The following is a 25,435-nucleotide window of genomic DNA, read 5'->3' as shown; positions in this document are numbered from 1 at the left end:
CATTCCGTCCGCCATGGGCGTTCGTGGATTTGTTTCACTAACTCTCAATTTACATCAATTCAATAGAAGTAACTTTATATCCCAGCTTTTCCACAGCCTCGCACAGTTCCTCTTCGGGAACATCTGCGCCGAGTTTTACGATTGCTTCGCCTTTCTTAAAGCTTGCTTTGGCATTGACCTGGGCCATGCCATTGAGGGCATTCTCAATGCGATTCTGGCAGTTCACACAGGACATTCCTTCGATCTGAAGCTTTTTCGTTGCTACGATGGTGTCTAAGTGTTTCGGCTTGATCTTCACATCGCCGCCTCCACCACAGCATCCGCCTTCTCCCTTGAAGTGCTTTCTGGATCCCAGTAATGCTGCCACGATCACTATGATCAATATTCCACATATCATATATGTTCCCATTTTTTCACTCTCCTTATTGTTTTCTTTCAAAAATAACTATTCAGAACCCCATTCGCAAAATTACCTCTACGAGGCTTCCTTTTTGCTGCAATATCTGTCAAAATTTCATGCAGATTAGTATTATCCTGCCACCCATATAAACAAAACCGGTGTAGGAAACAGCTCTGTCCATCCAGACCTCCTGCCCCACACCGGTTTTTTACTTATTTCTAATTTCTAGCATACCTGTTCCGCACACTCACACGGTCTGATGGTCACATTGGTCACCTTCTGACTGTTCAGGTAACCGCAGGACTTCAGTCCTGCCCGGATCACGGAATTCCATTTTTTTGCTGAGAGATGATGTATCGAACCATCATCCAGCTCAATGGTACAGGCATTTTCCATCATGCAATTTTCAGAGTAAGCTACCTTATACATGTTCTTACGGCTGATAGCACCGATTTCTTCTAACAGGTTGACCATGCGGTATACGGTTGCGACTCCCAGCTTGTCATCCTCTTCCAATGCCCGGTAGAAGATCTCCTTACAGCTGGAGCATTCATTCTGGAGGATAATATCAATCAGCCGAAGACGCTGTTTTGTAATCCGGCAGCCTTTTTCTTTCAGCTTGGTCAATATGATCTCTCTCTGCATTTTCGTGGTCTGATAGCTTACCTGTTCCCTAGTGTCCACAATGACCTCCGCAATGGCTGCAATCGCCACCACACTGAATGGATTTTCCATTCTTTTTGTCTTTTATCATTTTGCGGACAATCAATGCAACGACACCGGCCAGTATCGCCAATACAACTACGGTTCCCATAGACTGCCTCCTTACTCTTACTTTAAAATCCTGCGGGTTCCCTTATCGAAGACCCGCAAGTAATGTTACGTTCCTATCTGTTTACTCCCCTCACAGGTATCGGTCTTTGCCTGCAAGCAGTCACGCCAGACACCTGCGAGTGAGCTTAATTATTTATTTTACTTATGCAACCTTCTTGGTGTCAACCTTCAGAGTGGTGCTCTCCTTGTAAGGACGGAAGAGCAGATAAATGAAGCCAATGATCAGAAGGAATGCTACAACAGTTCCAATGCCGAAAGATCCGTTAAGGATCAGGTTGCCGATCTGGTATACACACAGGGATACTACATAAGCCAGGCCACACTGATATCCGATAGCGATCCAGAACCATCTGGTGTTATTCATCTCACGCTTGATCGCACCCATTGCTGCGAAGCAAGGTGCGCACAGCAGGTTGAATGCCAGGAAAGCATAACCGCTTGCTACGGTGAAGGTAGCGGCCATGTTCGCATATACGGAACCTTCGCCTGCGCTGTAAAGGATACCCATCGTACCTACGATATTCTCCTTAGCTACCAGACCGGTGATGGATGCAACGGTTGCCTGCCAGTTACCGAAGCCCTGAGGGATGAAGATCCATGCCAGGCACTGACCGATCTTGCCCAGGATACTCATATCGATCTCATCCTCAGCCAGCATACGGAAGCCGTCCTCGGTGAATCCGAAATAAGTAGTAAACCATACAACGATAGTGGACAAAAGGATGATGGTACCTGCCTTCTTAATGAAGGACCAGCCGCGCTCCCACATGCTGCGCAGTACCGTACCTACGGTAGGCCAGTGGTAAGCAGGGAGCTCCATAACGAAAGGAGCAGGATCGCCCTCGAAGATCTTGGTCTTCTTCAGGATAATACCGGAACAAATGATTGCCGCAATTCCCAAAAAGTATGCGGAAGGAGCAACCCATGCTGCGCCGCCGAAGATAGCACCTGCTACCATGGCGATGAAGGGAAGCTTCGCACCACAAGGAATAAATGTGGTAGTCATAATGGTCATCTTACGGTCTCTGTCGTTCTCGATGGTGCGGGAAGCCATGATACCGGGAACACCACATCCGGAACCGATCAGCATAGGAATGAAGGATTTACCGGACAGACCGAACTTACGGAAGATACGGTCCATGATGAATGCGATACGTGCCATGTAACCACAGGACTCCAGGAATGCCAGGAAGATGAACAGTACCAGCATCTGGGGTACGAAACCAAGTACTGCACCGACACCGGCTACAATACCGTCAAGGATCAGCCCTTTCAGCCAGTCGGCACATCCGATCGCATCCAGACCAGACTCTAACAGTACGGGGATACCGGGTACCCAGATACCGTAGTCAGCGGGATCGGGAGCTTCTCCGCCGTCTGCTGCGTATACATCAACTGCCTCTGCCAGCTCAGCACCGGTGTAAGTAACATCCTCGGTTGCCAGAGTCTCTTCATCTTCCAGAGTATACTCTGCGGTAGCGGATGCATCGATGCCTGCCGCGAACTCCTGAACAGCTGCTACTGCTGCTGCGGGATCATAGTCCTCAGACTCGCTGTCGATGACTGCTGCCAGAGCTTCATCGCCGTCAGCTTCTACGAATGCGTTGATCACGTTCATTGCATCATCATAAGGCTCGGCTGCTTCTTCATAAGCACCGGTTCCGATGGTGAACAGATGCCAGCCATCACCGAATACGCCATCGTTTGCCCAGTCGGTAGCCCAGGTACCGACGGTAGTTACGGATACATAATATACGATAAACATAACCACTGCAAAGATCGGCAGTGCCAGCCATCTGTTGGTTACGATCTTATCGATCTTGTCAGAAGTGCTCAGTTTCTGGCCTTCCTTTTTGGTATAACATTCTTTGATAATAGAGGAGATGTATGTGTATCTCTCGTTGGTGATGATACTCTCAGTGTCATCATCCATGGCAGCTTCCAGCTGCTTGATCTCTGCGGATACATCGGGAACACTCTTCATCTGTGCCTGGATCTTGTCATCCTTCTCTAACAGCTTGATAGCGAAGAATCTCTTCTGCTCCTCGGGAACATCGGTCAGCTTCTTCTCTACGGTCTCGATCACGCTCTCAACCTCAGGCGCGAATTTATGTACCGCAACGGCTGCACTCTTCTTCTGTGCCAGTTCGATCGCTTTCTTAGTAGCTTTCTCGATACCGGTCAGCTTCAAAGCGGAGATCTCTACAACGGGGCAGCCCAGCTTCTCAGCAAGCTTTGCTACGTTGATCTTGTCGCCGTTCTTGTTCACGATATCGATCATGTTGACAGCCATGACAACGGGGATACCCAGTTCCATCAGCTGTGTGCTCAGATATAAGTTTCTCTCAATGTTGGTACCGTCTACCAGGTTCAGGATCGCATCGGGTCTCTCACCGATCAGGTAGTTACGTGCTACCACTTCCTCCAGAGTATACGGAGACAGGGAATAAATACCGGGTAAGTCCATGATGATCACGTCATCACCGTTACCACCGTACTGCTTCTTTAATTTACCTTCCTTTTTCTCAACGGTTACGCCGGGCCAGTTACCTACGAACTGATTGGAACCGGTCAGAGCATTGAAAAGTGTCGTTTTACCGCAGTTAGGGTTACCTGCAAGTGCAATCTTAATTGCCATTTTTCTACCTCTTTCCTCTAAAATCATTTAATAACTATTCAGACCCCATTCGCAAAACGCTCTTTCAGAGCTTCCTTTTTGCTCATGTGATTAGCTTTCACTAATTAGTTCCAGCTAACCTTCCTGCTAAAAAAAAGATCATTTACTCAACGCAAATCATCTCAGCGTCTGCCTTACGAAGAGACAGCTCATAGCCTCTGACAGTTACTTCCACGGGATCTCCCAAAGGAGCAACCTTTCTCACATAGATCTCAACACCTTTGGTAATGCCCATGTCCATGATACGTCTCTTGACAGGACCTTCACCATTCAGTTTAGTTACCTTTACGGTCTGTCCGCAGGGAACTTCCTTCAATGTCTTCATTTTCTCCTCCTATTAGCATCTTTTGGTACAGCTGCCCGCTACACCATGATTTTATTGGCCATATCCTTGCCGATGGCTACTCTGGATTCCTTGATATTCACAATCAGGTTGCCTTCGGTCCGGGACACAACTGTCACTTTACCACCTACTACAAATCCGAGGGTCTCCAAAAACTTCTTCGTCTCCTCTTTGCCGCCGATCCTCTGGATCGTGTTCTCTTCACCGGCACCTACCATACTCAGGGGCATCATACACACTTCCTTCCCTTCAATAGTATTGAACTACTTGTGGTTTCTCATTAGCTCTTAATGAGATTCATTCTCAATTCACGTGGTTAGTATATACTAACCTTTTTTTACTGTCAATATATTTTTTCGATTTTTTTCATAGAAATCTCATAGGAATTTCTTATTGATATTTTTTCTCATTAGTTATGTTTTTTACTATCTTGTCTATCTCTTTTCAAAAACATAAGCGTAAAAAGAGCTTTACCACACAAATGAATAGCGGTAAAGCTCTTTTTCATTACTATTTCAGGATACGAGTATGAGATTCTATATCAAAATCTGTTGTTTCACCATCGTCTGAATAGTACTCATACTGTTTGATCTTTTCTCCGAAGGAATACAACTTTAAATCTTCAAAATTAATATCTTCCACACATTTTCCGCCTTTTGCCACAGGTAGCAGATATCCCTCTCTCAGGAAAACATTCACGGTTCCCATTGGCATATTTACATAGGAAAAACCTTTTTCAAAGATATTACCGTCTTCTATTATTCCATTTTTGAAGACGAGTTGCTTCATTCGTTCCGGGAAATATACAACTCTTCCCGTTACATTCTGTTCACAGACCGGTGCGATCATAATATTTTCTCCAACCAGCAGTTGATCCTCCACCTGTCTGGCTAAATTATCTTTTCCATAAATGAATGACAGTGGATTAAACATCATCGTATTACGAAGTGCTGCTTTCATATACTCACTATAAATATATGGCAGAAGTTGATACCTGGCTCCAATGACACTTGAAAACTTCGGAATGTGAGAAAAGCGATACACTTCCTGTTTTCTGGTTCCTCTGGCTGAGTGGTTCCGAAGCAGCGGTGTAAATACTGCAAATTCTAACCATCGGAGCAACAAATCCTCTGTTGTATCCGCACCGAATCCACCAACATCTGCACCTGTGTATAAAAATCCACACATATTTAAAGATGACATCATTTTCACATTCATCTTCAGATGGGACCACCATGCCATATTGTCTCCCTGCCAGATACCGCCATACCGGTGCATTCCGATATAAGATGCTCTGGAAAACAGCAAAATACGTTTCTCCGGCTGGTAACGTTCAAATGCCTCCGCTGCAGATCTTGTCATATAATATCCGAATAAGTTATGTACCTGATCATGGCGATAGCGTTTTCCTTTATAATTGTGATAAAAAGAAGCGTAATCCTCTGGATTATTGGATATTGTACCGATAAGATCTGTCATCTCAAAAAAAGTATTCACATCCAAATTTTTAGTTTTGTACTCTTCCATCTTATCAAATACTTTTTTCAGTCGCTTCTCCGAATAGAAAATAGCCGGTTCATTCATGTCATTCCAAAATCCATCAATTCCCTTATCTATCAGAATTCGATATTTATCTCCAAACCATCTTCTTGCCTCATCATTTAACATATCCGGGAAGCAGCATTTTCCGGGCCATACACCTATAACAAAATCCTCTCCGTTTTCATCCTTGCAAAAATAGCCGTTTTCTTTTCCTTCCTCGTAAACATCATAGCCATCTTCTTTCTTTACACCACCATCGATTATTGGCACAAGATGGATATTTTCCTTCTTCATCTCCTCTACAAGATTTTCAAAATCCGCAAAGCTGTCTCTGTTGATTGTAAAATCCTTGTAGCGTTCCATATAATCGATATCCAGATAAATACTATCTATGGGAATATCGCGTTTTCTGTATTCTCTTACGACCTCATGCACTTCATCCGCTGTCTCATAACTCCAGCGGCTCTGTCCATAACCGAATGCCCATCTGGGGGCAATATAACTTCTTCCTATCATCTCACGGAATTCTCGAACTACATCCTGATAAGTTTCTCCTTCTATCAAATATATTTTATAGTTCTCATTTTCCATTGCGATGCTTAACCGGTCTATATCTGTATAGCCCACATCAAAAATCACAGTCCCCGGTGTATCTACAAATAACCCGTAAGTTTCACTTACACCGTCTCCCATCATGATAAAATTATGCGCCCCATACAGAGAATTGGTATGTTCACAATGATTAGGATTATCTGAGCAATTACTTACATAGCGCCATCCTCTCTTGTTCATGCCTCGCACATTTTCTCCCAGACCATACACAATTTCATCCGTTTTTAACAAATAATGAAATACATTTCCTTCTTTTTGGAAAATGTCATCCTTCCAGCTGGTTTCTTTTATTTCTTTGACAACGGCATCCGTTTCTATGGGAGTTCCGAATACATATTTTTTAACCATATTTTCTATTCCCGGCTAGCCCTTCACTCCGCCAGCCATTAATCCTTCCTTAAAGTATTTTTGCGCAAGAGCATATATAACAACGATAGGAATCATAGATAATAAACTACCTGCCATCAGTATATTATATTCCGTTCCATATTGTCCATTTAAACTGTTTAAAGCCAATGTCAAAGTCATTTTATTCTTATCATTCAACATAAGCAACGGCCATAAATAATCATTCCAACTCTCCATAAACGTGGTGATCGTCAACGTTGCTATTGCCGAACCTGATAACGGCAGTACCACTGTCCGATAAATTCTGAATAATCCTGCACCATCAAGTTCTGCTGCTTCTATATAGTCGTTGGGGATTCCTCTCATCTGCTGCACCAGCATAAATACAGCGAAAGCTCTGAATAAGGATGGTAAAATCACGCTGGGATATGTATTGATCAATCCAAGATTATTCATGATCACAAACAACGGTATCATTGTGACTTGTGTAGGAATCATCATAGATGCCAAGTATAATTTAAATACTGTATTTCCATATGGAAATTGTATCTTTGTAAATGCAAATGCTGCCATTGATGCGGACAAAATGGTAACTGCCGTATAACTACAGGTAATAAAAAAGCTATTTAAAATTGCCCTCAAAAAAGGAAATCTGGAGAAGACCATCCGATAGCTGTCCAGCGTTGGATTTTGGGGAATCCATTCTATGGGAATCTGCATCAATGCACCTTTGCTTTTCAAAGAGGTTGAAAGCATCCATAAAAAAGGGATCATCACAATAATCGCAATCAGGCAGGCTAAAAAGTAATTCCATATTATTTTTAATTTTACATTCCATTTACTATGATTCATAATGCACCCACTTATTTTGTAATTTCATCTGAATTAAAGTTAGTATGAATATAATTGCGAACAGCAGCCAGGAATACGCAGATGCATACCCCATTTTGAAATACTTAAATCCGTATGTGTAAATTCTCTCTACCATGACCTGTGTAGCCCCATTCGGTCCACCTTCTGTCATAATCTGCACCTGTGGGAATAACTGAAACGCATTAATCAAAGCCATAATAATGCAGAAAAACATCGATGGGCTAAGCAGCGGCAAAGTAATTGAGAAAAACTGTTTCATTTTTCCTGCACCGTCAACGGTTGCTGCTTCGTAGTACCCGGTATCAATTGCTTTCAGGCCTGATAGAAGAAATAATCCGTAAAATCCCATATCTTTCCATACAGACGCAAGAACAATTGCCGGCATTGCCCAGACTTTATCTGTAAGCCATCCGGGACCGGATATCCCAATATATCCCAGCAGTTGGTTCAATATACCATACTGGGGACTTAACACCCATTTCCAGATCAGACTGGCTGCCACCCACGATGTCAATACCGGAATATAGTACATAATCCGGAATACGGTGATTCCTTTCATGTTTTTATTCAATATAGAGGCAATCAGAAGGGACATTATCAAAACCATCGGAATATACAGTACAATATAATAACAGGTATGTCCCAAAACCTTCCAAAATTCTGATGTCCCGAGTATCTGCTTATAGTTATCCAAAAATACAAAATTATTTGCCAGTGTCTTGTAAGATAATTTATCCAGTCCATTCCAGTTTGTAAAACTGATGGCTATAGAAATTATAATTGGCAAAAAGCTAAAAACAATCATCCCAAGAAAGCTGGGAAGCATAAATGGTATGGCGTTTTTCAAAGCTCTTTTCTGTCTTTTTTTGCTCATATTTTTTCCTGTCATTTTCAGGATCACTGTCGCATGGCTGGCACGCCATACGACAGTTTCCTAATTTAAAATTTCATTTCTACTGTAACTTAATCTGTGCAGTACACTCTTCCTGGGCCTGATCCAGTGCTTCCTTTACCGTGATTTCACCACTTGCTGCAAGGCTTAATTTATTTGTAATGATATCGGACATTAATGAATAATCTTCAATAATCGGAGCTACCGTCAGGTAATTCAGGGAATCAAATACTGCCTGACGATTCTCGGGAGGGGTCAGCTTCAAATATCCGGAAAGAACATCCTCATTATTGATTGCAGGAAGATCCCAACCAGCATCAATTCTCATCTGTGCTGCAGTATCACTGGATGCAAGCCAGTTGATCCAGGTTGCAGCAGCTTCCTTTTTATCGCTATCCGCATTCACTACAAGTGCATTACTGAAGAAATGTGTTGCTTTCTGTGTTCCACCCGGCTCTACACAAATATCCCAGTTAAAGTCACACGCATCTGCAAATGTATTAAATGCCCAGATACCGGTAGGAATCATTCCAAGTCTTCCACTTTCAAACAGGTCCCAGTCACCCATTCCTCCCATCTGTGCTTCCGTGGGCTGCACATTCGTCTCAGTCACTTTACTGATCATCATTGTAGCGGCTTTCAGATTTTCCTCAGAATTAATTGTGAACTCTGTTTTGTCCTCATTCAAGACTCCACCGCCATACTGCGCGGCTACTTTGAAGAATTCGTTAAAGGTGATTGGCTGATAAATGCCATAGATATCGTCACCTAATGCACTGATCTTCTCACACGCTTCCATCGCATCATCCCAGGTCCAATCATCTGTAGGATAAGCAATTCCAGCCTTATCAAATAAATCTTTATTATAAATAAGTACTATATTAGAGAAATTTCCGGGTACACCATACTGCTTACCATCTACGGAAAATGCGTTTAATGCGGTCGTATTATAGCCGCTGGTATCAATTCCTGTAAGCTCAGCCAGAACTCCTTTATTCGCATATGCTGCAAAATTCTCAATGTTCAGTTCATAGCAATCAGGTGCTGTTCACCGGCTACTCTTGTCTGCATCTGTGTAAAATAGTCGTCATATCCAATCGTTTCAATGTTAACTGTTATATTGGGATATTCTTCGTGGAATGCATCATACATTTTCTGAAGTGTTTCTTCATTGCCACCAGAGGCATTAAAATTAGCATAAGTAATTTCTGCCGTTTCTTCCGATACTTCGGTGTTGGCAAGATCAACAGTCTCCTGCTTACTTTCTGTTGCAGCTGCAGTTCCTTCCGCAGTATTATCATCTGTGCTTCCGCAGCCTGTAAGTAAAGAGGTTGCCAATACTCCGGTTAATAAAAGTGACATTAATTTTTTTCTCATAAATGTATCCTCTCCTTTTCATAATTTAAACGGTTAACCTCGCATATTTTTACTGTATGAACTCAAAAATGATATTTTGTTCTGTCTCCCCCTTTACTGTTATATTTTTTCCCTTCCAGGTAATATCTATCTGATCGGAAAGAATAGAATCCTTGCCTTCCTTTCCATAGAGGAAAATCTTATTTTTCCCATCCTGTTTCATTTGAATTGTTGTCCCGGACTTTACATAAACCGGTAATTTGGTCTCAGGATCTGAATCTATCCATTTTTCTCCTTCATAGCACTTATATGTAAAGAAATCAAACCATTGTCCTTTCGGCAAATATACCTTTCTGGATGTCTGATTTTCTTCCATAAGGGGAGCCACCAGCATACTATTTCCAAACAGGTATTCATCTTCTAAGTTAATTACATTGCTGTCTTCCTGAAAATCATATACCAAGGGGCGCATCATGGGTTTACTTTCTCTTACTGCAATTTGCGCCGTTTGATAAATGTAGGGAAGAAGTTCTTCCCTAAGTGTATGCCAGTAACGCATCTCCTCAATAAATTCCGGCTGTCCGTATGCCAAGGCTACATTCCATGGACTTCTTTCATTATTTCCATCACTTCCCGGCATCAATTCCCTGAACTGACCGCCATCCGGTTCCGAATGCCACTGCATTATGGGAGAAAATACTGCCATCTGCGTAGATCTTCTGTATAAATCAATACTTGGAAGCGGTCCTGCGAATCCGCCTATATCAAAACTCCAGAAAAGAATACCACTCATGGCTGCGGAAAGGGCTGCCCGCAAGACATTCTTTAATTCATCATTGGTTGACTGATGGTCTCCTGCCCATAAAATAGGAGTTCCGGAAGCTCCTGCATATCCTGCCCGGCTAAACAGCACTTGTTCTTCCGATATTTCATTACTGTATGCATTCACATAATCCTGACAATACTGATTCTTACCTTCTGCTCCGCTTGTTCCATCCGAAAAATTCACTTCTTGGGAATAAATGAACTCTCCACCGTCCGTCTTGAATCCATCCACGCCAATATCTGACAGGTATTTTCTTTTTTGAAACCAAAACTTCTTCGTTTCTTCATTTGTGAAATCCGGAAGATAAGAGCCTTCAAACCAATTGCCCGTCGGTATCTCGTAAGGCGTTCCTGCTTTATTCATTACAAGCAGTCCATGCTCCAGTGCATATTCCTTGTCCATGTCAAGCTGTTCCGATACTCTTCCCGGTTCCATTCCTTTAAAAACAGGAATTTGCCAAAGCACTAGCTTTTTCCCTTTTTCATGAAGCCTCTCGATCATGCGTTTCGGGTTTTTCCAGTATTTACTATTGCTAAAATCAAAATCATCATAGGAAAAACCTTCTGCCGACCTCTTCGGTGAATAGGTAGCTCCGTTCCAAATATAGAAAGTTGCTTCATCACTCCATGCTTCCAAGACAATAACACTGGCCGGAAAATGATATTTTTCCAATTCCTCCAGCAATCTGTCTACATCTGCTTCAGAATTCCAATGATTGGCTGATGCCCATATTCCAAATGCATAACGGGGTGGTATTTGCGGTCTTTTAAACAAACCGGTATAATCACGAATAACCTCACCTATTGTACCCGTAAATACATAGACTTTGGATTCGCTCGGTATCTGACATCGAATTGCATGATCAAGCGTAATTGTCGTTTTCTTCTTTGTCTCAATGTAAATACCCAGTCCCGAATCTGTCACGAAAAAAGGAGTCACGCAGTAACTGATATTTCCCTGATTACAGAATTTTTCTATAACCTGTGTCTCTACTGTCTTTCCTTTCTGATTCACTGCGTCGAATTTCTCGCCCAGACCATATACACCTTTATAATCCACATTAATGATTAATTGTGTACCTTCTTTGCGTTCTATCTCTGCATAGGAATTATTTGCCAGTAATATTTTTTTATGATATTCCTGATCTTTTATCGTTTCTAAAATCATAATATCTCCGTTCTTTTTCTTACACTTTGCCTTTCAATTAGTTTTACAGGAAATACTTCTTCCACTTTTTCCATCTGGGGATTTTCAATGTTTTCGATCAATATTTCAACAGCTCTTTCTCCCTTAGCTGAAATAGGTTGTTTTACCGTAGTGAGCCCGGGCGTCGTATACTTGGAAATATCCAGATCATCAAATCCTATAATGGATATATCTTCAGGCACCTGAACACCTTGTTCATAAAACCCCTTCATCAGCCCAATTGCGAGGACATCCGCTGTCGCTACCACTGCTGTAATATCTGCCTTATTATCTACGAACCATTTTGCAGCATTTACTCCGCTTTCATAATCAACCGTCGCTTCATAAAGATTTTCTTTTTGAAATTCCAGTCCATTTTGTTCAATAGCTTTCAAAAAACCTCTATATCGCTTCTGCATAACACCATCTTCCTGAAGATGTCCTGTCACCAATGCAATTTTTTTATGTCCCTGCTGAATCACAAATTCTGTAGCCAGATTAGAGCAATTCTCATCATCAATTCTTAGTTTATGAAAATAGTCATATTTACAATAACTATCAATTAACACTACCGGTACATCCAATGTTTTTAATTCACTAAAAAACTGATTCTGATAAGTACCAATAATAATAACTCCAGCCAAATTTCGTTCCTGGATCAGCTGAAGATAATCTTCAGTTACATCGGTAGCTGAGATAATTACATGGTATCCTCTCTGTCTTGCAGCATACTCTATGCTACCCAGTAATTCACTGTAAAAAATATTATGAAACATCAGCTTACTACCTGGCTCTGTCTGTGGAACGACTACTCCCAACAATTTAGTATCTTTTACAGTTAATCCTCGTGCATTCAAATCCGGCACGAATCCTAGCTCATCGATTACTGTCAGAATCTTTTGTTTCGTTTCTTCGGATACTTTTTTCTTTCCGTTTAATACATAGGACACTGTCGCTACTGATACGTTTGATGCTGCTGCAACATCCCTGATGGTTACTCTGTTTTTCATACTTTCTCTTTTCATACAGTTTTAATATGTTTTGTTAACCGGTTAACTATATTATATTCTCCTATTTTTGAATGTCAATTATTTTTATTTAAAATAATATTTTTTAGATAAAATAAACAAACATTACGTATCGTTTTTATAGATTTTTAACGTTGCTTCTTCAACGTAATTCATAATGCTTTTTTTCTCTTCTTTATTGATATTTTTTCTCATTAAGTTGAAATCTTGCATTTCCTACCCTTTTCTGCTATTCTTATTGTAATGCCTGCGGATGGTTAAGTTTCCACATGTAAAGCAGGTATTTCGGTTCAAAATGCTATGTATGGGAAGGGTATGGTCATTACATGAAAATACAGGAATCTGCTGAGAATTATCTGGAAACGATCTTAGTGCTGAAGAAAAAGAACGGCGTTGTCCGTTCCATTGATATTGCCAACGATCTGGGTGTGTCCAAGCCCAGCGTCAGTGTCGCTATGAAGAATCTCCGCAATGGGGAATATATTGAAATGGACAAGGAAGGCTACATCACCCTGCTGGATAAGGGGCGGGAAATCGCAGAGAAAATCTACGAGCGTCACACATTCCTCACGGACTGGCTGACCTCCATCGGCGTGGATCCCACCGTGGCTGCCGAGGATGCCTGCCGGATTGAGCATGTGATCAGTGCAGAGACTTTCACTGCTATGAAAAAGACATTGAAGACGAAATAGAACTCACAGTGAATCATTGCATGTTATTTGAAAGCAAGAACTCCCGGTGCGATATTGCTCCGGGAGTTTTGTTATTATCATAAGCTCATTACCTGCGCTCATTAAATCTTAATTGTCACCCTTTTTCCCTGTCGGAACCGAATCGACGCGAACAGGAATCTGGATACCTGATCCGCCAGAATACCCATCCAGATACCGGTCATTCTCAGTCCCAGGGGAAATCCGAAAATATAGGATGCCGCAGATATTCACCAGATTGGAGATCAGGTTCGTCCTAAGGGCAATCATCGTATTGCCCGCGCCGCGCTGTGCCGCATTGATTCCCATGGACAATACGTTGAAGATCATGCCACCCATGATGATCCGGTAGTATCTCGCCGCCATGGCATGAGTATCCTCACTCGATCCGCAGAATTCAATGATCTGATCTGCGAATCCCACCGTCAGTGCACTGATAATCACCGCTGCCACCGCATTGGCTCCGAGCGTACTCACCATAAAAGTATCCACCATACCCGCCAGTGCGATAAAAAAGGATTCTCAGACCGCCGGCCACGCCAGCCGGATCGCTTCTTTTGTCAGGGAACCCTGTGTGTGTTCTGTGCTCATAGCTATGTTACCTATTACCTTTTCTTGGATATTTCCTGTTTCTGATAGTCATAATGCTTTATTACACTCTTAATCATACACCAAAACCTCCGTTTGCCGATAGTCCCAAATTTTTGTCCTCATTTTATAGCTAGACACATAATTTTATCTCATTTTCATACAATACTAATCAGACCATACACGGATATTGACACATGCAAAATCATATTTTCAAAGGAGGCTCCCATGCAATTCTCCGACAAATTTCACAATATTCACTGGAAAAACCTCATCACTGCTGTTGCCATCCCTCTGGCAGTAGGCGGACTCTCTGCCTGGATCACCAAAGACGGCATGAAAGCCTTTGAAACAGTGAATCAGCCTCCCCTGACACCGCCTATGTGGCTCTTCCCGGTGGTGTGGAGTATCCTGTTCGTCCTTATGGGAATCGCCTCTTACCTCGTTGTCATGCAAAAAGGCGAGGACACGAAAGCCCTCACCCTGTATGCTGTACAGCTTATCTTTAATTTTTTCTGGTCCATCTGGTTCTTCAACCTGGGATGGTATCTTTTCGCCTTTTTGTGGCTGGTCGCTCTGTGGATCCTGATCCTCGCCACTACCGTTGCTTTTTACCGCATCTCGAAGCCTGCCGCATGGCTGATGCTGCCTTATCTGGTGTGGGTGGCGTTCGCGGGGTATCTGAATCTGGGAGTGTGGTGGCTGAACCGGTGAAAGAGTTTTCAAAAAAACGAAACACTGTTTCACTTATTTAATTTGATTGCAAAAGGCTATCTTATAAACGCGCGCGTGCGTTTATCGTGCGTTTATTTAATCATTTCATAATGCGCTGATCTGCCATTGCCGATTGTAATCTATTTCTGCACCAGGCTGGTGCAGCTTTCTCCAAATAAACTTAACAGCATGGATTCTTAATTATTTCGCAACAGCCTTGACGTTTACATATCTATACATCCCCCTGAAATGCCGGACACATTCTTTCGATTTCCCCACGGCTGATTCCATATTTTCCGGCAAGTGACCGCCAATTATCTGCTACCGTTTTTCTAATGGCTGTGACATTTTTCTTCGCCTGTTCTGTTGATATCTCATAGTATGGCGCTGCCTCTATTGCCAAATCAAAATCTATCGCAGAATTATCTTCGTCCACATTCAGTGATAAAAATTCTCCATAAATATCCGGATTCACATCATACATCGGAGAAAGTACCCACCCTTTCTCCTCCAGAATAAATCCATGATTTCTAAAATGATCGTCTGTATTGGACACTGCCATGCTAAACACAATACGCTTCCACAATTCCTGTATATCTTTTTTAGGTGTTGCTGCGTTTGCACCATCCTTTTTACCAAGCATAGTCATTGCTGAAGAAAAGTGAATTCTTCGGCTTTCTATTCTGTCAAATCGCTTTACAAGAAATGTCGTTCCCAATCTGGAAAATTTTTCAGCTTTTGCCTCCGGAACATTAAGTCCACACATAACAGCCAGTTCATGTCTGTCTAAAAGCTTTCTAGGTTTTTCACCTGCATTTTTGGCACGCAATTCCTCTCTGCGTTTCATCAGACGCTGTCCCCATCTATCAGGGCAGGAATCGGCAAATACTCCGAATATCTTCTTATCATCGTGAATATATTGCCTTCCCTTATACATCTGTAAATCGGGATCTAATATCATATTTCCCTTTTCCAGCCATTTCTGATCATACTCAAAAGAGTAAAATTCCTTTCCTCTCGTCTGCGAAACATAGATTGTACCTATAATTTCTTCGTGATAAGGCTGAAAATCAGCAAAAACAAAAATCTTTTTTTCTTTATCCACTCCCTATCCCCTCCTGGGTGTGCGCTTTCTTACAGGCAAATCAAGATCCTGTAATTTCCGTCCCAATTCATCATCTTTAGCAACAAGCAGTAAATCCTTATCCATATAATTCAATGCATGAAGCACAGCCGCATAGCACCCCATTGCCACAGAAGGTGAGCCTTTTTCTATGGATACTAAAGTAGCTCTGCTGATTCCTGCTCTTTCCGCAACCAATTCCGACGTCAATTTTCTGCGCAGCCTTGCATACTTTATCTGTAGTCCCATTTGCTCAAGTATTTTTTCTGTTTCAGGCAACAACACTATTGTTTTTTTCGGCATAATCCCATCTCCTTATGTAAATATTATTAAACATTTATATCTACTTTGTCAAATTTTATTTACACTATTGAAAAATATCTCTGTCACGGATCCGACAGAGATATTATATAGTATGCCTATTACTCCGTTATCCTATAACGAATAACATACTGTCAAATATTACGCACAGCAATCTGTTAGCTACTCCCCATTATTTTGTAGAAATTAATTAGATTCAACTTCCTATGCTACATCCTCTGCCTGAATCTCCGGCTCGGTATCGGCGATTTCAATCTGATCCGCCAAATCCATGCAATCTATATAATGATCTCCTATCCGGAACGCATAGAAACTTCTGTAATCCGAGGTCATAGGGTCTGTATCCTGATGCTTTCCGGCATTATTATCCTGAAAATATTTCGGAAGGTAGTCAGACTGCATATGTATGTCCTTTGCATCCATGTTCTGCAGATAAACATAAATAATGGTATTACTATCCTCTAACGTGATGGCATATTCATATCGGTCGGTCCAATTTGCCATCGCCACATACGCAACGCTGCAATAATTTTCTTCATCCTGATAGAGCATATTCGTCTGATCCTGATAAGAAAATTCCAAATTCCGCAGACGCTCTGTTTCTGCCTCATACTGTTCCCTGGTATATTGATTTTCCAAATAGATCTGGCAGGTTGCCGCAAAGATTTCATCACGGGTCTGATAATAAAAATCCTGTGAAACGGTATCCATATCTGCGGAAGGAAACACCGCTAACGGGCTGTATACTCCCTTTCCTTCTAATTTGTGGTATGCTTCTCCCTCCCGGGAAGTGATTCTTGTCCCATAAATAAAATGATAGCATACGTAAGACAAAATTATCCCCAGCACAAGCACTGCTGCCACAACTGCAAGCACTGCTGCCACAACTGCAAATACTACTTTCTGCTTCTTGGTCATCTTTTTGTTTATCCCCTATTATCTTCTATTTTCTTCTGTAAATCAAAAATATGGAATCTCCAGTTCTTCAACATTACCTTCGTTTGCGTTCAGCCATTCCCTATAGTCCGTCTCATCGCCTTACATATTTTCAAAAAATTTCTAATCCTCTACAATCTCTTCTCCATAATCATAGATAGGCATCTGACCGGAAACATAAACATCAACATTATAGATTTCACCGGTCGCTTCCCCCGGTATGCCGAATTCATGGAAACATTCTCCTAAAGCATAACGATAAATGGTATATCTCTCTTTGCCCATATAAGTATGTTTTTCATAAGAATCTCCATATTGGTCGACCATTTGAGAATAAGTATTTCCGGAATATATGCCTCTCGAGGTATGTGCGAATGTTTCATTACTGCTGATTCTTATTCTGACACATTCTTTTTCAAGAAAATAAACTTGTACAAATTGAGCTTCCCCATCACCTACGTTATAATAATAATTATATTTTTTGTTATCCGAATCCTCAACCTTTTCATACAACAGCCCCATCTTATCCAGCTTCCCCAATATTTCCTGCTCACTTTCATATAAGGAAACTGAAAAATCCCCTATATTGATAACGACATCCCTATCTGTCTGTGCATTTGTTGCATTCGGCATTTCACCAATTCTATTCCTTATAGCCGCTACTGTTTCTTCTATACTTTTTTCTCCATTAAAATAATACAACGTCTCTTCCTGCGTAATCCCTATGAAAGGAAGGTCACTGCGTTGCATTACCTTCGTATTATTTATCATCTCCCTTACATCCTGTATATCCTCATCTTGTGCCGCATAAACATTTTCATAGGTACCGCCAATTTCGTATGTCAGAATAGGAAGTTTCTCTCTTTTTCCATCCGATGTCTGATAATATTCCTGCTTTCTACTATCACTAAGCTGTTGATCCAGCACATCTTGCAATATTGAGAAATTCCAATTGGGAGCAATCGTTTTCTGTCCTTCCTCAGTAAAATAGCTTTCCACAAACTTCCATGCTTCTTCTTTGTGCGTGCTTTGACTGTTAATGGCGAAACAGTTGACAAAAATAAATATTCTTCCGTTTCCTTCTGCTCCCGGAAATCCTGTATAGACTGCATCCTCACCCCATACGGATTTTTTATATAAATATTGTTGCATGTCACCTATGCACTCAAGATTGAATGGAATTTTTCCTTCCCGCATCAAAAGGTCATTCGTTTGAAACATCGCCTGTTGCGGTAATTGTTCTGCAATTTTTATATATTGTTCCAATCTGTTATCTTCCGTTTCCCCGGAATATCCTCCGCAGATTGCCCCTTCCTGTAAAAATAAATCCCGTGAAATCATAGGATCCTCTTTACATTCCCGAACGGCCCGCAAGGCTTCCTCGAAGGTAAAATTTTCTTTGTTACTGCACCATTTTTCTTTTGTTATCAATGTATATAACACAAAATTCGTTGGCAACATATACAAGCCGCCATCCGATGTCAAAACCTGATGCGCGGAATCAACGATGTCCTCTTCCCCAATCACATCACTTTTCTCCAGATAAGGAATAAGATTCTCTATCGCACCCTTTTCTCTAAGCACTTCCACGTCCATTTCATCTGTCGAAAAACTAATGATATCAGGTCCTTTTCCTGTCAAAATATCATCATACAAACGACTAATTCCGTCGCTTATATTTTCTTCGTAATAATCATGTATTGTGATTGTTATTCCGTCATTTTTACTATTAAAATCAGCTACTGCTTCCTGTAATGTCGACGCTCTCCCGATATCTCCAAGTATAATCTCCGTTTTAGGTTCTTCCGGCACAATTGTAGCAGTCTCTTTCTCCCACGCAGATGTTTTCGTCCCGGCGTCTATTTCTCCGCATCCCATTAACAGCAAAGATGATACTGTACCTACCAGCAATGATGCTATTGTTTTAAAAGTTTTCATTCGTAATCCCCCTCGCACGTTGTCGCAATATCATTTTTTTCAACAGGTAAAAAAACAAGCACTGCTGCCACAACTTCCCACTGTATAACTTAACTTGTCTTCCGTAAATTCAGGAAAGGACGCACCTCTACGTTCTCCGGTCTCTTCCCGTCATATAGCAGTTCCACATACTGTTCCGCCTTTTCATCGGAGACATCTTCCTGATCCGTAAATACTATCATTATTAGTTCAATTTCACTTTGTTCCGGCTGCTTTCTAATTATGTTCAGGGAATGGAAATACATCTCGCTGTAATCAATTCCTCACTCACTAAATAGTGTACAATCACTAATTGCGCCGGTTGATTCTCTGATGTCTGCTCATAAAATTCGTCCAGCAATTCTGCTCCGCTGCATTCCCTTGACTGCCAATCCAAGACATACACCGGATAATCTTTGAGTTCTTCTATATTTAACGGAAGGACGGATAATTCCTGTCTGATTGCATCCGGATCGGTTTTCCCTTTCAAATTTTCCAAGCTGAAATCTTCCGATAAATCAACCGGTTCTGACTGCTCATTTAATACTGCTGTAGTCGTTATGGTATTAGGTATCATCTCCTCGGTAACTTCTGAAGTATTCTGTTCTGTATCATTCTGTTCCGGTCTATTCTGCCCACAGCTTACCATGCTTAACATAATTATTAATAATGCCACACACCTCATCTTTGCTTTGTACATACTTTTTCTGAATCCTCCTCCCACAAGATTTTTCAAAAGCCTTTTACCATACGTATTCCTCCAGCATCCTCTTTATAGAAATACCAATTCTTTCATCCTGTTTCTCACTCTCTGTAAGCGACAATGTCACACTCAATGGATCTTCCAGTTTCTTATTCTTAAAATCAATAAAGTATCCCAGTTCCAGAACAACGCATCCTATTTCTTCCCCGGAATGTACCTGCTTCATTTTTCTAATTCCGGATTCTGTTATTTCTTTTTTGGTAATTGCATAAGTCGGATATTCATTATCCGAAAGTAATGAGTACTCACATAGTGCAGTGATTCCTGCCTTTTTTTCCAATTGAATATCCTCTTTTAGCTCATACCTTGCAATCACAGGGTTTCTCAATATGACCCGTACATCATTCCACAGTTTCTGAATATCCGCCGGAACAGTTATCACCCTGGATTTACCCTTCATACCCAAAATATCCACATTCAGATACTCAATTTCATCAAAGCACCTGTTTGCAGACATTTTCGTAACGCCTAATCTTATTGCAGCTTTTGATGCAGTAACATTTTCCCATTTTTCATATATTGCAACCAATATAACTTTTTGTGTTAAAAATGAAATTAAATGAACCGGAGAAATTTTCCTTTCATTCTCATTGGACAGCAAATATCCGATAAAAGGCAAGTACACCTGTTTATCTTTCAGTACAAAGGGAATTCCCTCTTCCAATAATTTTTCTTTAATATAAAATGATGTAGAATCAAAAAAAATGGCGCAATTAAGACCTGCTGCCTTTTCAATTTTAATCCAGTCCTTTCTAAGCGCTGCCAAGCCAACATCTGCCTTGGGTTGAATTGCTATCCATGGTGAACCGTTTGTTTCAACCTTATAAAAAGTGTATCTTCCACGAAAGGCCAGGGGCAGCTTCTCATTCAAATATTCAGTTTCTTCTATCATCACATTTTGACGCAATGTTTTTTCCAAAAAATTCTTCATATAGTCACCATTTTTAAAAATGTAACTCTTTTTATGTTACATTTTTAAAATAGCATATTTTTATTGCACATTCAATATTTAATGATAAGATAGTCGACCGATATCAATTATTTTGATATTTTCAATTTAAAATATCTCAATCACATAATCATAACTATAGGTGTGCACATACAACCGGTCATCCTTCTCTGCCATGAGGTCCGGCATCTTTTTCAGAGACAGGCGGTCGATCACCTCTCCGGTATTTTTATCCAGCTGATAGAGATAATCGTCCTCTGCGGTAAAGCCATAGCCGCAGAAGATCACGTCCCCTTTCACGAGAAAATTCATGCTGTTATAAGTCTGGTCTGCACTTCGCCACAGCAGTTTCTCATTTTCCAGATCATAGGCAAACATAAAGCAGCTGTCCGGCTGCGCATAACCGTTCATTACTGAAGCCCCGTAAAAAATTCCGTTCTCAAGGCAGGCATTATTACCGTTGACGTACCATTTGTCTGTCGGATATTCCAGTACATACAGGCAGTTCTCACCATCGAAAATGCTGAGTTTTCCATCCTCCCACTGATAGGTATACTCCCACTGATAGGTATAATTTTCATCATAGAAGCAGTCCCAGTTTTCTCCGATCATGGGAAGGGAAATGTCTTCCGATGCATTGTACCATTCGTCTGCAAAAGTAATATTGTTATACGTCTCGGAAAGGATTTCCAGGGAATAGGGCTGCGCCGCAGTTCCTTCCGGGTGAAATTCCGAGATTCCAGTGAAATCTATGAGGATCTCTTTCGGTGCAATGGGTGTTTCCCGGGATTCGGACTCTGTGAGAGCTCCGGAGGTCTCTGCCTCATCTATTTTAGTGTCTATATTGGAAATATTTTCGGTTTGTTTCTCCGCTTCGTTGTTCTCCGGTGCATTGGTCTCCCGGGCGCCACATGCCATTAACAGGCAGGCGGACAGTGCAAATGTTGCTAATCTGTATTGTTTTTTCATGATAATCTCCCTTACTGCTTAAAATTCTCACGCATTTCTTACTTTAAATCCGTAACTCTTTTTATATTACGAATTTAAAATATCATATTTTTGTTGCACTTTCATTAACTGTTTCCAATAATTTCATATTAAAATAAACAATTCCGATGTAGCTTATTTCTATTTACCGTCCAGATACCTTTGCATAAAATTTGAGGCGGTAATTCAACGATGATCTATTCGATTTCCGCTGATAATTACCGCCTGAACATCATTATTCTTCTCTGTCAACTCTTTCTGTTAATCAATCGTTTTCATCTTCTTTTGAAATCTGGGGTGCTATTTGACTTTGCGAATCATTATTATGCTGCAGCTCTTGTACATTGCCACTGCTTTGTGCAAATGTTATGGCACTGCCATTTGTTTCATAGGATCGAATGATCTTTATATTCTCGTCTGTCATCTCGGTCAGTTCCACCTCCAATCTCAGTGGATTTTCCCTAATGACGGAGGTAACTACAAATGGTAATTTCCCGGCAACCATATCTGCCGAAATTTTCTCCTGCAATGTTTCTACATATGCCCCTGATGGTGTTCCATCTGAATTTCTGGAATCTAGAATTGTGTTTGCACCGGTCATATTGGGTTCTGCAAATATGATATCATCACTGTTCCGGCCGGTAGTGATCTGTCCGTTTTGCACCCAGATTTTACGAATATCCTGTGCGAAGCTTCCCACTTCCTGTAATTCGCCGTTCCGGTACCGGAACAGAAAGCTCTCGTACTGCCCCTGCTCATCTTTTCTGGTAAGGGCTAACAATATCTGTCTGCCGTCCGGGCTGAAGGCATAGATGCTGTTCCCCAGATTCTGTGCCGTCCGCATCTCGCCACTCGTCGTGTTGACCGTAAAAACATACTGATCCAGCGGAGAATGATCCGGCGTATTCAGTGCCTGCGCCATCCTGGAACGAAGCGTGATCCGGTCTGCGGTTCCGTCTCCGTCCAAATCAAGCAGCGCATAGGTCTCCTGTGCCGCACGCTCGGACACATCATAGACAACTCCTACTTTTGTCAGGATTTCCTGCCTCTGTGCGGCTGCATAGGCATCTGTCTCCTCTGCGGTCAGTTCCGCTGCTGTTTTCCCGTTCCATACCGGCCTTACAGACAGGATCGGCAGCTTCAGCTGTTCGCTGCCATCACTATTTTCGAAGATCCAGTAACCGTCCTCTGCACGAAACGAAGCCTTGTCGAAATCCTGCGCCTCCGACGGCAGCTTCCAGTCCGTGACCCCGTTTTCTCCGGTCTGTCCCGAAGTATCATATTCCCGGATCGTGTCGATCCAGATGTCCAAGTCGCCATCCTGATAGTCAGAGGATGCCAGGTAGTACAAGCGCACGCTCTCTATCTCATCCCGGTAACAATCTAAATAGTCACACTGATCCGAAGTATTGAAGAGTCTCCGATCCTGATATACGCATGACCAGTGGGATGCTGCATATCCCGGCGCAATATACCCCGGTACGACACAATCCAGTCCGGCATCACTCCCGGTTGCCACATAGATGCCGTAACTGGACACCTGATAAGTAGCATATTGATCTCTAAAAGATCCCTGAGGTACCTGCGTATAATCCCCGGGATGGGCTCCCGCCAAAGGATCCTCTTCCACATCCTGCGGTCCATATTCCGCATAGACGATTCTTGCCTGATTCTCTCCATCCAACGGACCGTAAGAATGCCGTCCTTTACTGTCGATATCTCCCAGTGACAGCATCCAGATCTGACTGCTCTCCTCGGCGAATACCATGGGAATATCAATATCGGATCCGTCAGCGAAAATATAATGTACGTTTGCCACAGAGCCTTCGCCGGGTCTTGTGGAATCTTTTTGGAAAAATAAATACTGCCTTTCCGCTTCATAGAGCAGTTCCGTCATTTCTCCGCTGCCACCCTCCAGATGCAGCAGTGCTTCCGCCGCTTTTACCGGATCCTTATAAGTCTCGTGGGCTGCGGTATCCCCATCCAGGATCTGTCTGTGCAGTTTTCTCGCCGCAACGCCGTTGTATTCCAGATATTGAATGCCGTCCTGTCCGGCAAAAGACCGGGTATCCTCCAAGGTATCCACATCAAACAACGCACTGAATTCTTCTCTGCTATGAATCCCCTGTTCCAATGCCGCCAGCCATTCGGTTTTCCTGCCTTCATCGTCTGAACCGTCCTCTGTGAATTCTCCGGTCGTCACTTCTTCTGTCGCATCGGAAACGTCAGACACATTTGCTGTATCTGCCCCGTTCCCATTTCCTCCGGGGTTGCTGCACAGGCACACCACCAGTACCACGATCACTGCTGCCGCGCCGATCATGACCCAGAACGGCGGCTTGCGATAATCCAGTACATGACGAATACGATTCTTCACATGGTCTTCGCCAAAAGAAAGCAGTGCGCAGATGGAACCGCCCCGATAACGCTTCCACTCTCCGCCGGAAGCTTCTTCCAGCAATGTATAGGAATAGATCTTCTTGCTCTCCTCGCCGAGAAGCTTCACAACTTTTTCATCGCAGGACATCTCACAGTCCATATTCATCAGATAAAATGCCAGCCACACCAACGGGTTAAACCAATGCACACAGCAGATCAGCAGCGCTGCCGGTTTGAAAAGGTAATCCCTGCGCTGCAGATGCACTCTCTCGTGGCACAACACGACTTTTCTGCTCTCCGGATCCAGCCCCGAAGAGAGATAGATCACCGGATGGATCAGCCCCATGACGAAGGACAGGTGTCCTCCGTCAATCTCGCAGATTCCCGGTTCCACCTGTCTGACACCGCTGTCAGGTCTGCGGATACGGTGACGCATACGCAGGTAGGAAAAAGTATGATACCCCATAAATCCTGCCATTCCAAGTAACCATGCGATCAACAGGACACGAAACCATGTTTTTCCCATTGTTGCACCGATCCTTTGCAAAGAATCGTCCGCATTATCCCGGTTATCCACCGGGTAACCACCATCCAAGGCATTCGTAACATTACCCGGTGCCTGAATTTCACCGACACCGTCATCTCCAATTTCATTCATGCCTTCTACGTTTCCATCCTGTCCCAGTGTTGGTGCAGAACCTTCCCTATTTCCGGTGGCTTCTAAAGTCCCGGCATTCAGATTTCCCGTATTATCCGCCCCGGACAGCACGGCATCCACAGTATTGTCTCCACGGTGGCTGCCATTATAAACTCCCTCATTGTCAACTGATCCGGCACTGTTCCCGGCAGTCAACTGTGCAGAGGTTGTCGCCGTCCCTACGGTCAACAGACGCTCCGGGATCAGACTGATCCTGGTCCCCGGCAGCACCGGACAACATAACCGCACAAATACGATTCCCCACAGCAGATAGGAACACCATTTCGGGGCTTTTTTCAGTAAAAATCTGGCCAGTATCACCAACAAAATACAATAGCTTCCCACCAGACTGAGACGCCATATACTGTCAAACAAACGATAGATGCCTTCCACCAT

At 42.4% G+C, this 25,435-nt stretch carries 25 protein-coding genes; 2 read left to right on the top strand and 23 right to left on the bottom strand.

Features of this window, described 5'->3' with window-relative positions; translation table 11 throughout:
- Positions 1-49 precede the first annotated feature (49 nt).
- The 13 genes from DWZ61_RS12510 to DWZ61_RS12455 form a co-directional block, all read right to left on the bottom strand.
- Positions 50-409 carry a heavy metal-associated domain-containing protein gene (locus DWZ61_RS12510; RefSeq protein ID WP_117466607.1) on the bottom strand — a complete coding sequence of 120 codons (360 nt, stop codon included), beginning with the start codon at positions 407-409 and terminating at the stop codon, positions 50-52.
- Between the two features lie 216 nt (positions 410-625).
- On the bottom strand, positions 626-1,135 hold the full coding sequence (locus DWZ61_RS12505; RefSeq protein ID WP_347475443.1) for a transcriptional repressor: 510 nt from the start codon (positions 1,133-1,135) through the stop codon (positions 626-628).
- Positions 1,074-1,214 carry a FeoB-associated Cys-rich membrane protein gene (locus DWZ61_RS12500; protein WP_022154449.1) on the bottom strand — a complete coding sequence of 47 codons (141 nt, stop codon included), beginning with the start codon at positions 1,212-1,214 and terminating at the stop codon, positions 1,074-1,076. Before DWZ61_RS12500 ends, DWZ61_RS12505 begins: the two co-directional genes overlap by 62 nt.
- Before the next feature lie 162 nt (positions 1,215-1,376).
- Positions 1,377-3,872 (bottom strand): FeoB small GTPase domain-containing protein, encoded by a 2,496-nt coding sequence (locus DWZ61_RS12495; RefSeq protein ID WP_118538859.1) that lies wholly within the window; start codon positions 3,870-3,872, stop codon positions 1,377-1,379.
- A 142-nt stretch (positions 3,873-4,014) separates the two neighbouring features.
- Positions 4,015-4,236, bottom strand: coding sequence for a FeoA family protein (locus DWZ61_RS12490; protein WP_022154451.1), 222 nt, complete (start codon positions 4,234-4,236; stop codon positions 4,015-4,017).
- A gap of 38 nt (positions 4,237-4,274) precedes the next feature.
- The gene (locus DWZ61_RS12485; RefSeq protein WP_118538857.1) at positions 4,275-4,487 is read right to left on the bottom strand and encodes a FeoA family protein; all 213 of its coding nucleotides are present in this window, start codon (positions 4,485-4,487) and stop codon (positions 4,275-4,277) included.
- Positions 4,488-4,764: 277 nt separating this feature from the next.
- A complete protein-coding gene (locus DWZ61_RS12480) occupies positions 4,765-6,756 on the bottom strand; it encodes a TIM-barrel domain-containing protein (protein ID WP_118538855.1) in 1,992 nt (663 codons plus the stop codon).
- A gap of 15 nt (positions 6,757-6,771) precedes the next feature.
- Complete coding sequence (locus DWZ61_RS12475) at positions 6,772-7,608, bottom strand: carbohydrate ABC transporter permease (protein ID WP_118538853.1); 837 nt, start codon at positions 7,606-7,608, stop codon at positions 6,772-6,774.
- Positions 7,598-8,503, bottom strand: coding sequence for a sugar ABC transporter permease (locus tag DWZ61_RS12470; RefSeq protein WP_118538852.1), 906 nt, complete (start codon positions 8,501-8,503; stop codon positions 7,598-7,600). The genes DWZ61_RS12475 and DWZ61_RS12470 overlap by 11 nt, the downstream gene beginning before the upstream one ends.
- A 79-nt stretch (positions 8,504-8,582) precedes the next feature.
- Positions 8,583-9,506 carry a sugar ABC transporter substrate-binding protein gene (locus tag DWZ61_RS12465; RefSeq protein ID WP_347475444.1) on the bottom strand — a complete coding sequence of 308 codons (924 nt, stop codon included), beginning with the start codon at positions 9,504-9,506 and terminating at the stop codon, positions 8,583-8,585.
- 38 nt (positions 9,507-9,544) lie between these two features.
- Positions 9,545-9,898: an extracellular solute-binding protein gene (locus DWZ61_RS20420; protein WP_279220505.1), complete on the bottom strand. Its 354-nt coding sequence runs from the start codon at positions 9,896-9,898 to the stop codon at positions 9,545-9,547.
- 49 nt (positions 9,899-9,947) lie between these two features.
- Positions 9,948-11,870 carry a TIM-barrel domain-containing protein gene (locus DWZ61_RS12460; protein WP_118538850.1) on the bottom strand — a complete coding sequence of 641 codons (1,923 nt, stop codon included), beginning with the start codon at positions 11,868-11,870 and terminating at the stop codon, positions 9,948-9,950.
- Positions 11,867-12,898, bottom strand: a complete 1,032-nt coding sequence (locus tag DWZ61_RS12455; RefSeq protein ID WP_118538848.1) for a LacI family DNA-binding transcriptional regulator — start codon at positions 12,896-12,898, stop codon at positions 11,867-11,869. The genes DWZ61_RS12460 and DWZ61_RS12455 overlap by 4 nt, the downstream gene beginning before the upstream one ends.
- Before the next feature lie 344 nt (positions 12,899-13,242).
- On the opposite strand from DWZ61_RS12455, the gene DWZ61_RS12450 reads away from it, so the two are divergent.
- Positions 13,243-13,608: a metal-dependent transcriptional regulator gene (locus DWZ61_RS12450; protein ID WP_022154453.1), complete on the top strand. Its 366-nt coding sequence runs from the start codon at positions 13,243-13,245 to the stop codon at positions 13,606-13,608.
- 108 nt (positions 13,609-13,716) lie between these two features.
- Here the strand turns inward: DWZ61_RS12450 and DWZ61_RS12445 are convergent, their stop codons facing one another.
- Positions 13,717-14,106 carry an MATE family efflux transporter gene (locus tag DWZ61_RS12445; RefSeq protein ID WP_243026405.1) on the bottom strand — a complete coding sequence of 130 codons (390 nt, stop codon included), beginning with the start codon at positions 14,104-14,106 and terminating at the stop codon, positions 13,717-13,719.
- A gap of 336 nt (positions 14,107-14,442) precedes the next feature.
- On the opposite strand from DWZ61_RS12445, the gene DWZ61_RS12440 reads away from it, so the two are divergent.
- Positions 14,443-14,928, top strand: coding sequence for a TspO/MBR family protein (locus DWZ61_RS12440; RefSeq protein ID WP_118538846.1), 486 nt, complete (start codon positions 14,443-14,445; stop codon positions 14,926-14,928).
- 232 nt (positions 14,929-15,160) lie between these two features.
- Here the strand turns inward: DWZ61_RS12440 and DWZ61_RS12435 are convergent, their stop codons facing one another.
- The 9 genes from DWZ61_RS12435 to DWZ61_RS12400 form a co-directional block, all read right to left on the bottom strand.
- Positions 15,161-16,033, bottom strand: a complete 873-nt coding sequence (locus DWZ61_RS12435; protein WP_207664183.1) for a type II toxin-antitoxin system HipA family toxin — start codon at positions 16,031-16,033, stop codon at positions 15,161-15,163.
- Between the two features lie 3 nt (positions 16,034-16,036).
- On the bottom strand, positions 16,037-16,354 hold the full coding sequence (locus DWZ61_RS12430) for a helix-turn-helix transcriptional regulator (RefSeq protein ID WP_118538844.1): 318 nt from the start codon (positions 16,352-16,354) through the stop codon (positions 16,037-16,039).
- Positions 16,355-16,576: 222 nt separating this feature from the next.
- A complete protein-coding gene (locus DWZ61_RS12425) occupies positions 16,577-17,290 on the bottom strand; it encodes a hypothetical protein (protein ID WP_118538842.1) in 714 nt (237 codons plus the stop codon).
- 141 nt (positions 17,291-17,431) lie between these two features.
- Entirely contained in the window at positions 17,432-19,246 is a 1,815-nt protein-coding gene (locus DWZ61_RS12420) for an extracellular solute-binding protein (protein WP_118538840.1), read from the bottom strand.
- 89 nt (positions 19,247-19,335) lie between these two features.
- Positions 19,336-19,467: a hypothetical protein gene (locus tag DWZ61_RS20415; RefSeq protein WP_265104389.1), complete on the bottom strand. Its 132-nt coding sequence runs from the start codon at positions 19,465-19,467 to the stop codon at positions 19,336-19,338.
- Between the two features lie 44 nt (positions 19,468-19,511).
- Positions 19,512-19,964, bottom strand: coding sequence for a hypothetical protein (locus tag DWZ61_RS12415; protein ID WP_118538838.1), 453 nt, complete (start codon positions 19,962-19,964; stop codon positions 19,512-19,514).
- Positions 19,965-20,007: 43 nt separating this feature from the next.
- Positions 20,008-20,958: a hypothetical protein gene (locus DWZ61_RS12410; protein WP_118538836.1), complete on the bottom strand. Its 951-nt coding sequence runs from the start codon at positions 20,956-20,958 to the stop codon at positions 20,008-20,010.
- A 126-nt stretch (positions 20,959-21,084) separates the two neighbouring features.
- Entirely contained in the window at positions 21,085-21,945 is an 861-nt protein-coding gene (locus DWZ61_RS12405) for a hypothetical protein (RefSeq protein ID WP_118538834.1), read from the bottom strand.
- A gap of 283 nt (positions 21,946-22,228) precedes the next feature.
- Entirely contained in the window at positions 22,229-25,435 is a 3,207-nt protein-coding gene (locus tag DWZ61_RS12400; protein WP_118538832.1) for a M56 family metallopeptidase, read from the bottom strand.

The organism is Clostridium sp. AF34-10BH (assembly GCF_003478095.1).
In the GTDB taxonomy this organism is placed as follows: Bacteria; Bacillota; Clostridia; order Lachnospirales; family Lachnospiraceae; genus Acetatifactor; species Acetatifactor acetigignens.
Note: the sequence above shows the minus strand (reverse complement) of the source record. Positions and strands in the feature narration are given on the sequence as shown.

What these genes read in the sequence shown, in the direction of transcription:
- DWZ61_RS12510 (WP_117466607.1), bottom strand. Translation starts at nt 409, where the DNA reads ATGGGAACATATATGATATGTGGAATATTGATCATAGTGATCGTGGCA.
- DWZ61_RS12505 (WP_347475443.1), bottom strand. Translation starts at nt 1,135, where the DNA reads ATGGAAAATCCATTCAGTGTGGTGGCGATTGCAGCCATTGCGGAGGTC.
- DWZ61_RS12500 (WP_022154449.1), bottom strand. Translation starts at nt 1,214, where the DNA reads ATGGGAACCGTAGTTGTATTGGCGATACTGGCCGGTGTCGTTGCATTG.
- DWZ61_RS12495 (WP_118538859.1), bottom strand. Translation starts at nt 3,872, where the DNA reads ATGGCAATTAAGATTGCACTTGCAGGTAACCCTAACTGCGGTAAAACG.
- DWZ61_RS12490 (WP_022154451.1), bottom strand. Translation starts at nt 4,236, where the DNA reads ATGAAGACATTGAAGGAAGTTCCCTGCGGACAGACCGTAAAGGTAACT.
- DWZ61_RS12485 (WP_118538857.1), bottom strand. Translation starts at nt 4,487, where the DNA reads ATGATGCCCCTGAGTATGGTAGGTGCCGGTGAAGAGAACACGATCCAG.
- DWZ61_RS12480 (WP_118538855.1), bottom strand. Translation starts at nt 6,756, where the DNA reads ATGGTTAAAAAATATGTATTCGGAACTCCCATAGAAACGGATGCCGTT.
- DWZ61_RS12475 (WP_118538853.1), bottom strand. Translation starts at nt 7,608, where the DNA reads ATGAATCATAGTAAATGGAATGTAAAATTAAAAATAATATGGAATTAC.
- DWZ61_RS12470 (WP_118538852.1), bottom strand. Translation starts at nt 8,503, where the DNA reads ATGAGCAAAAAAAGACAGAAAAGAGCTTTGAAAAACGCCATACCATTT.
- DWZ61_RS20420 (WP_279220505.1), bottom strand. Translation starts at nt 9,898, where the DNA reads ATGAGAAAAAAATTAATGTCACTTTTATTAACCGGAGTATTGGCAACC.
- DWZ61_RS12460 (WP_118538850.1), bottom strand. Translation starts at nt 11,870, where the DNA reads ATGATTTTAGAAACGATAAAAGATCAGGAATATCATAAAAAAATATTA.
- DWZ61_RS12455 (WP_118538848.1), bottom strand. Translation starts at nt 12,898, where the DNA reads ATGAAAAACAGAGTAACCATCAGGGATGTTGCAGCAGCATCAAACGTA.
- DWZ61_RS12450 (WP_022154453.1), top strand. Translation starts at nt 13,243, where the DNA reads ATGAAAATACAGGAATCTGCTGAGAATTATCTGGAAACGATCTTAGTG.
- DWZ61_RS12445 (WP_243026405.1), bottom strand. Translation starts at nt 14,106, where the DNA reads ATGGTGAGTACGCTCGGAGCCAATGCGGTGGCAGCGGTGATTATCAGT.
- DWZ61_RS12440 (WP_118538846.1), top strand. Translation starts at nt 14,443, where the DNA reads ATGCAATTCTCCGACAAATTTCACAATATTCACTGGAAAAACCTCATC.
- DWZ61_RS12430 (WP_118538844.1), bottom strand. Translation starts at nt 16,354, where the DNA reads ATGCCGAAAAAAACAATAGTGTTGTTGCCTGAAACAGAAAAAATACTT.
- DWZ61_RS12425 (WP_118538842.1), bottom strand. Translation starts at nt 17,290, where the DNA reads ATGACCAAGAAGCAGAAAGTAGTATTTGCAGTTGTGGCAGCAGTGCTT.
- DWZ61_RS12420 (WP_118538840.1), bottom strand. Translation starts at nt 19,246, where the DNA reads ATGAAAACTTTTAAAACAATAGCATCATTGCTGGTAGGTACAGTATCA.
- DWZ61_RS20415 (WP_265104389.1), bottom strand. Translation starts at nt 19,467, where the DNA reads ATGATAGTATTTACGGATCAGGAAGATGTCTCCGATGAAAAGGCGGAA.
- DWZ61_RS12415 (WP_118538838.1), bottom strand. Translation starts at nt 19,964, where the DNA reads ATGTACAAAGCAAAGATGAGGTGTGTGGCATTATTAATAATTATGTTA.
- DWZ61_RS12410 (WP_118538836.1), bottom strand. Translation starts at nt 20,958, where the DNA reads ATGAAGAATTTTTTGGAAAAAACATTGCGTCAAAATGTGATGATAGAA.
- DWZ61_RS12405 (WP_118538834.1), bottom strand. Translation starts at nt 21,945, where the DNA reads ATGAAAAAACAATACAGATTAGCAACATTTGCACTGTCCGCCTGCCTG.
- DWZ61_RS12400 (WP_118538832.1), bottom strand. Translation starts at nt 25,435, where the DNA reads ATGGTGGAAGGCATCTATCGTTTGTTTGACAGTATATGGCGTCTCAGT.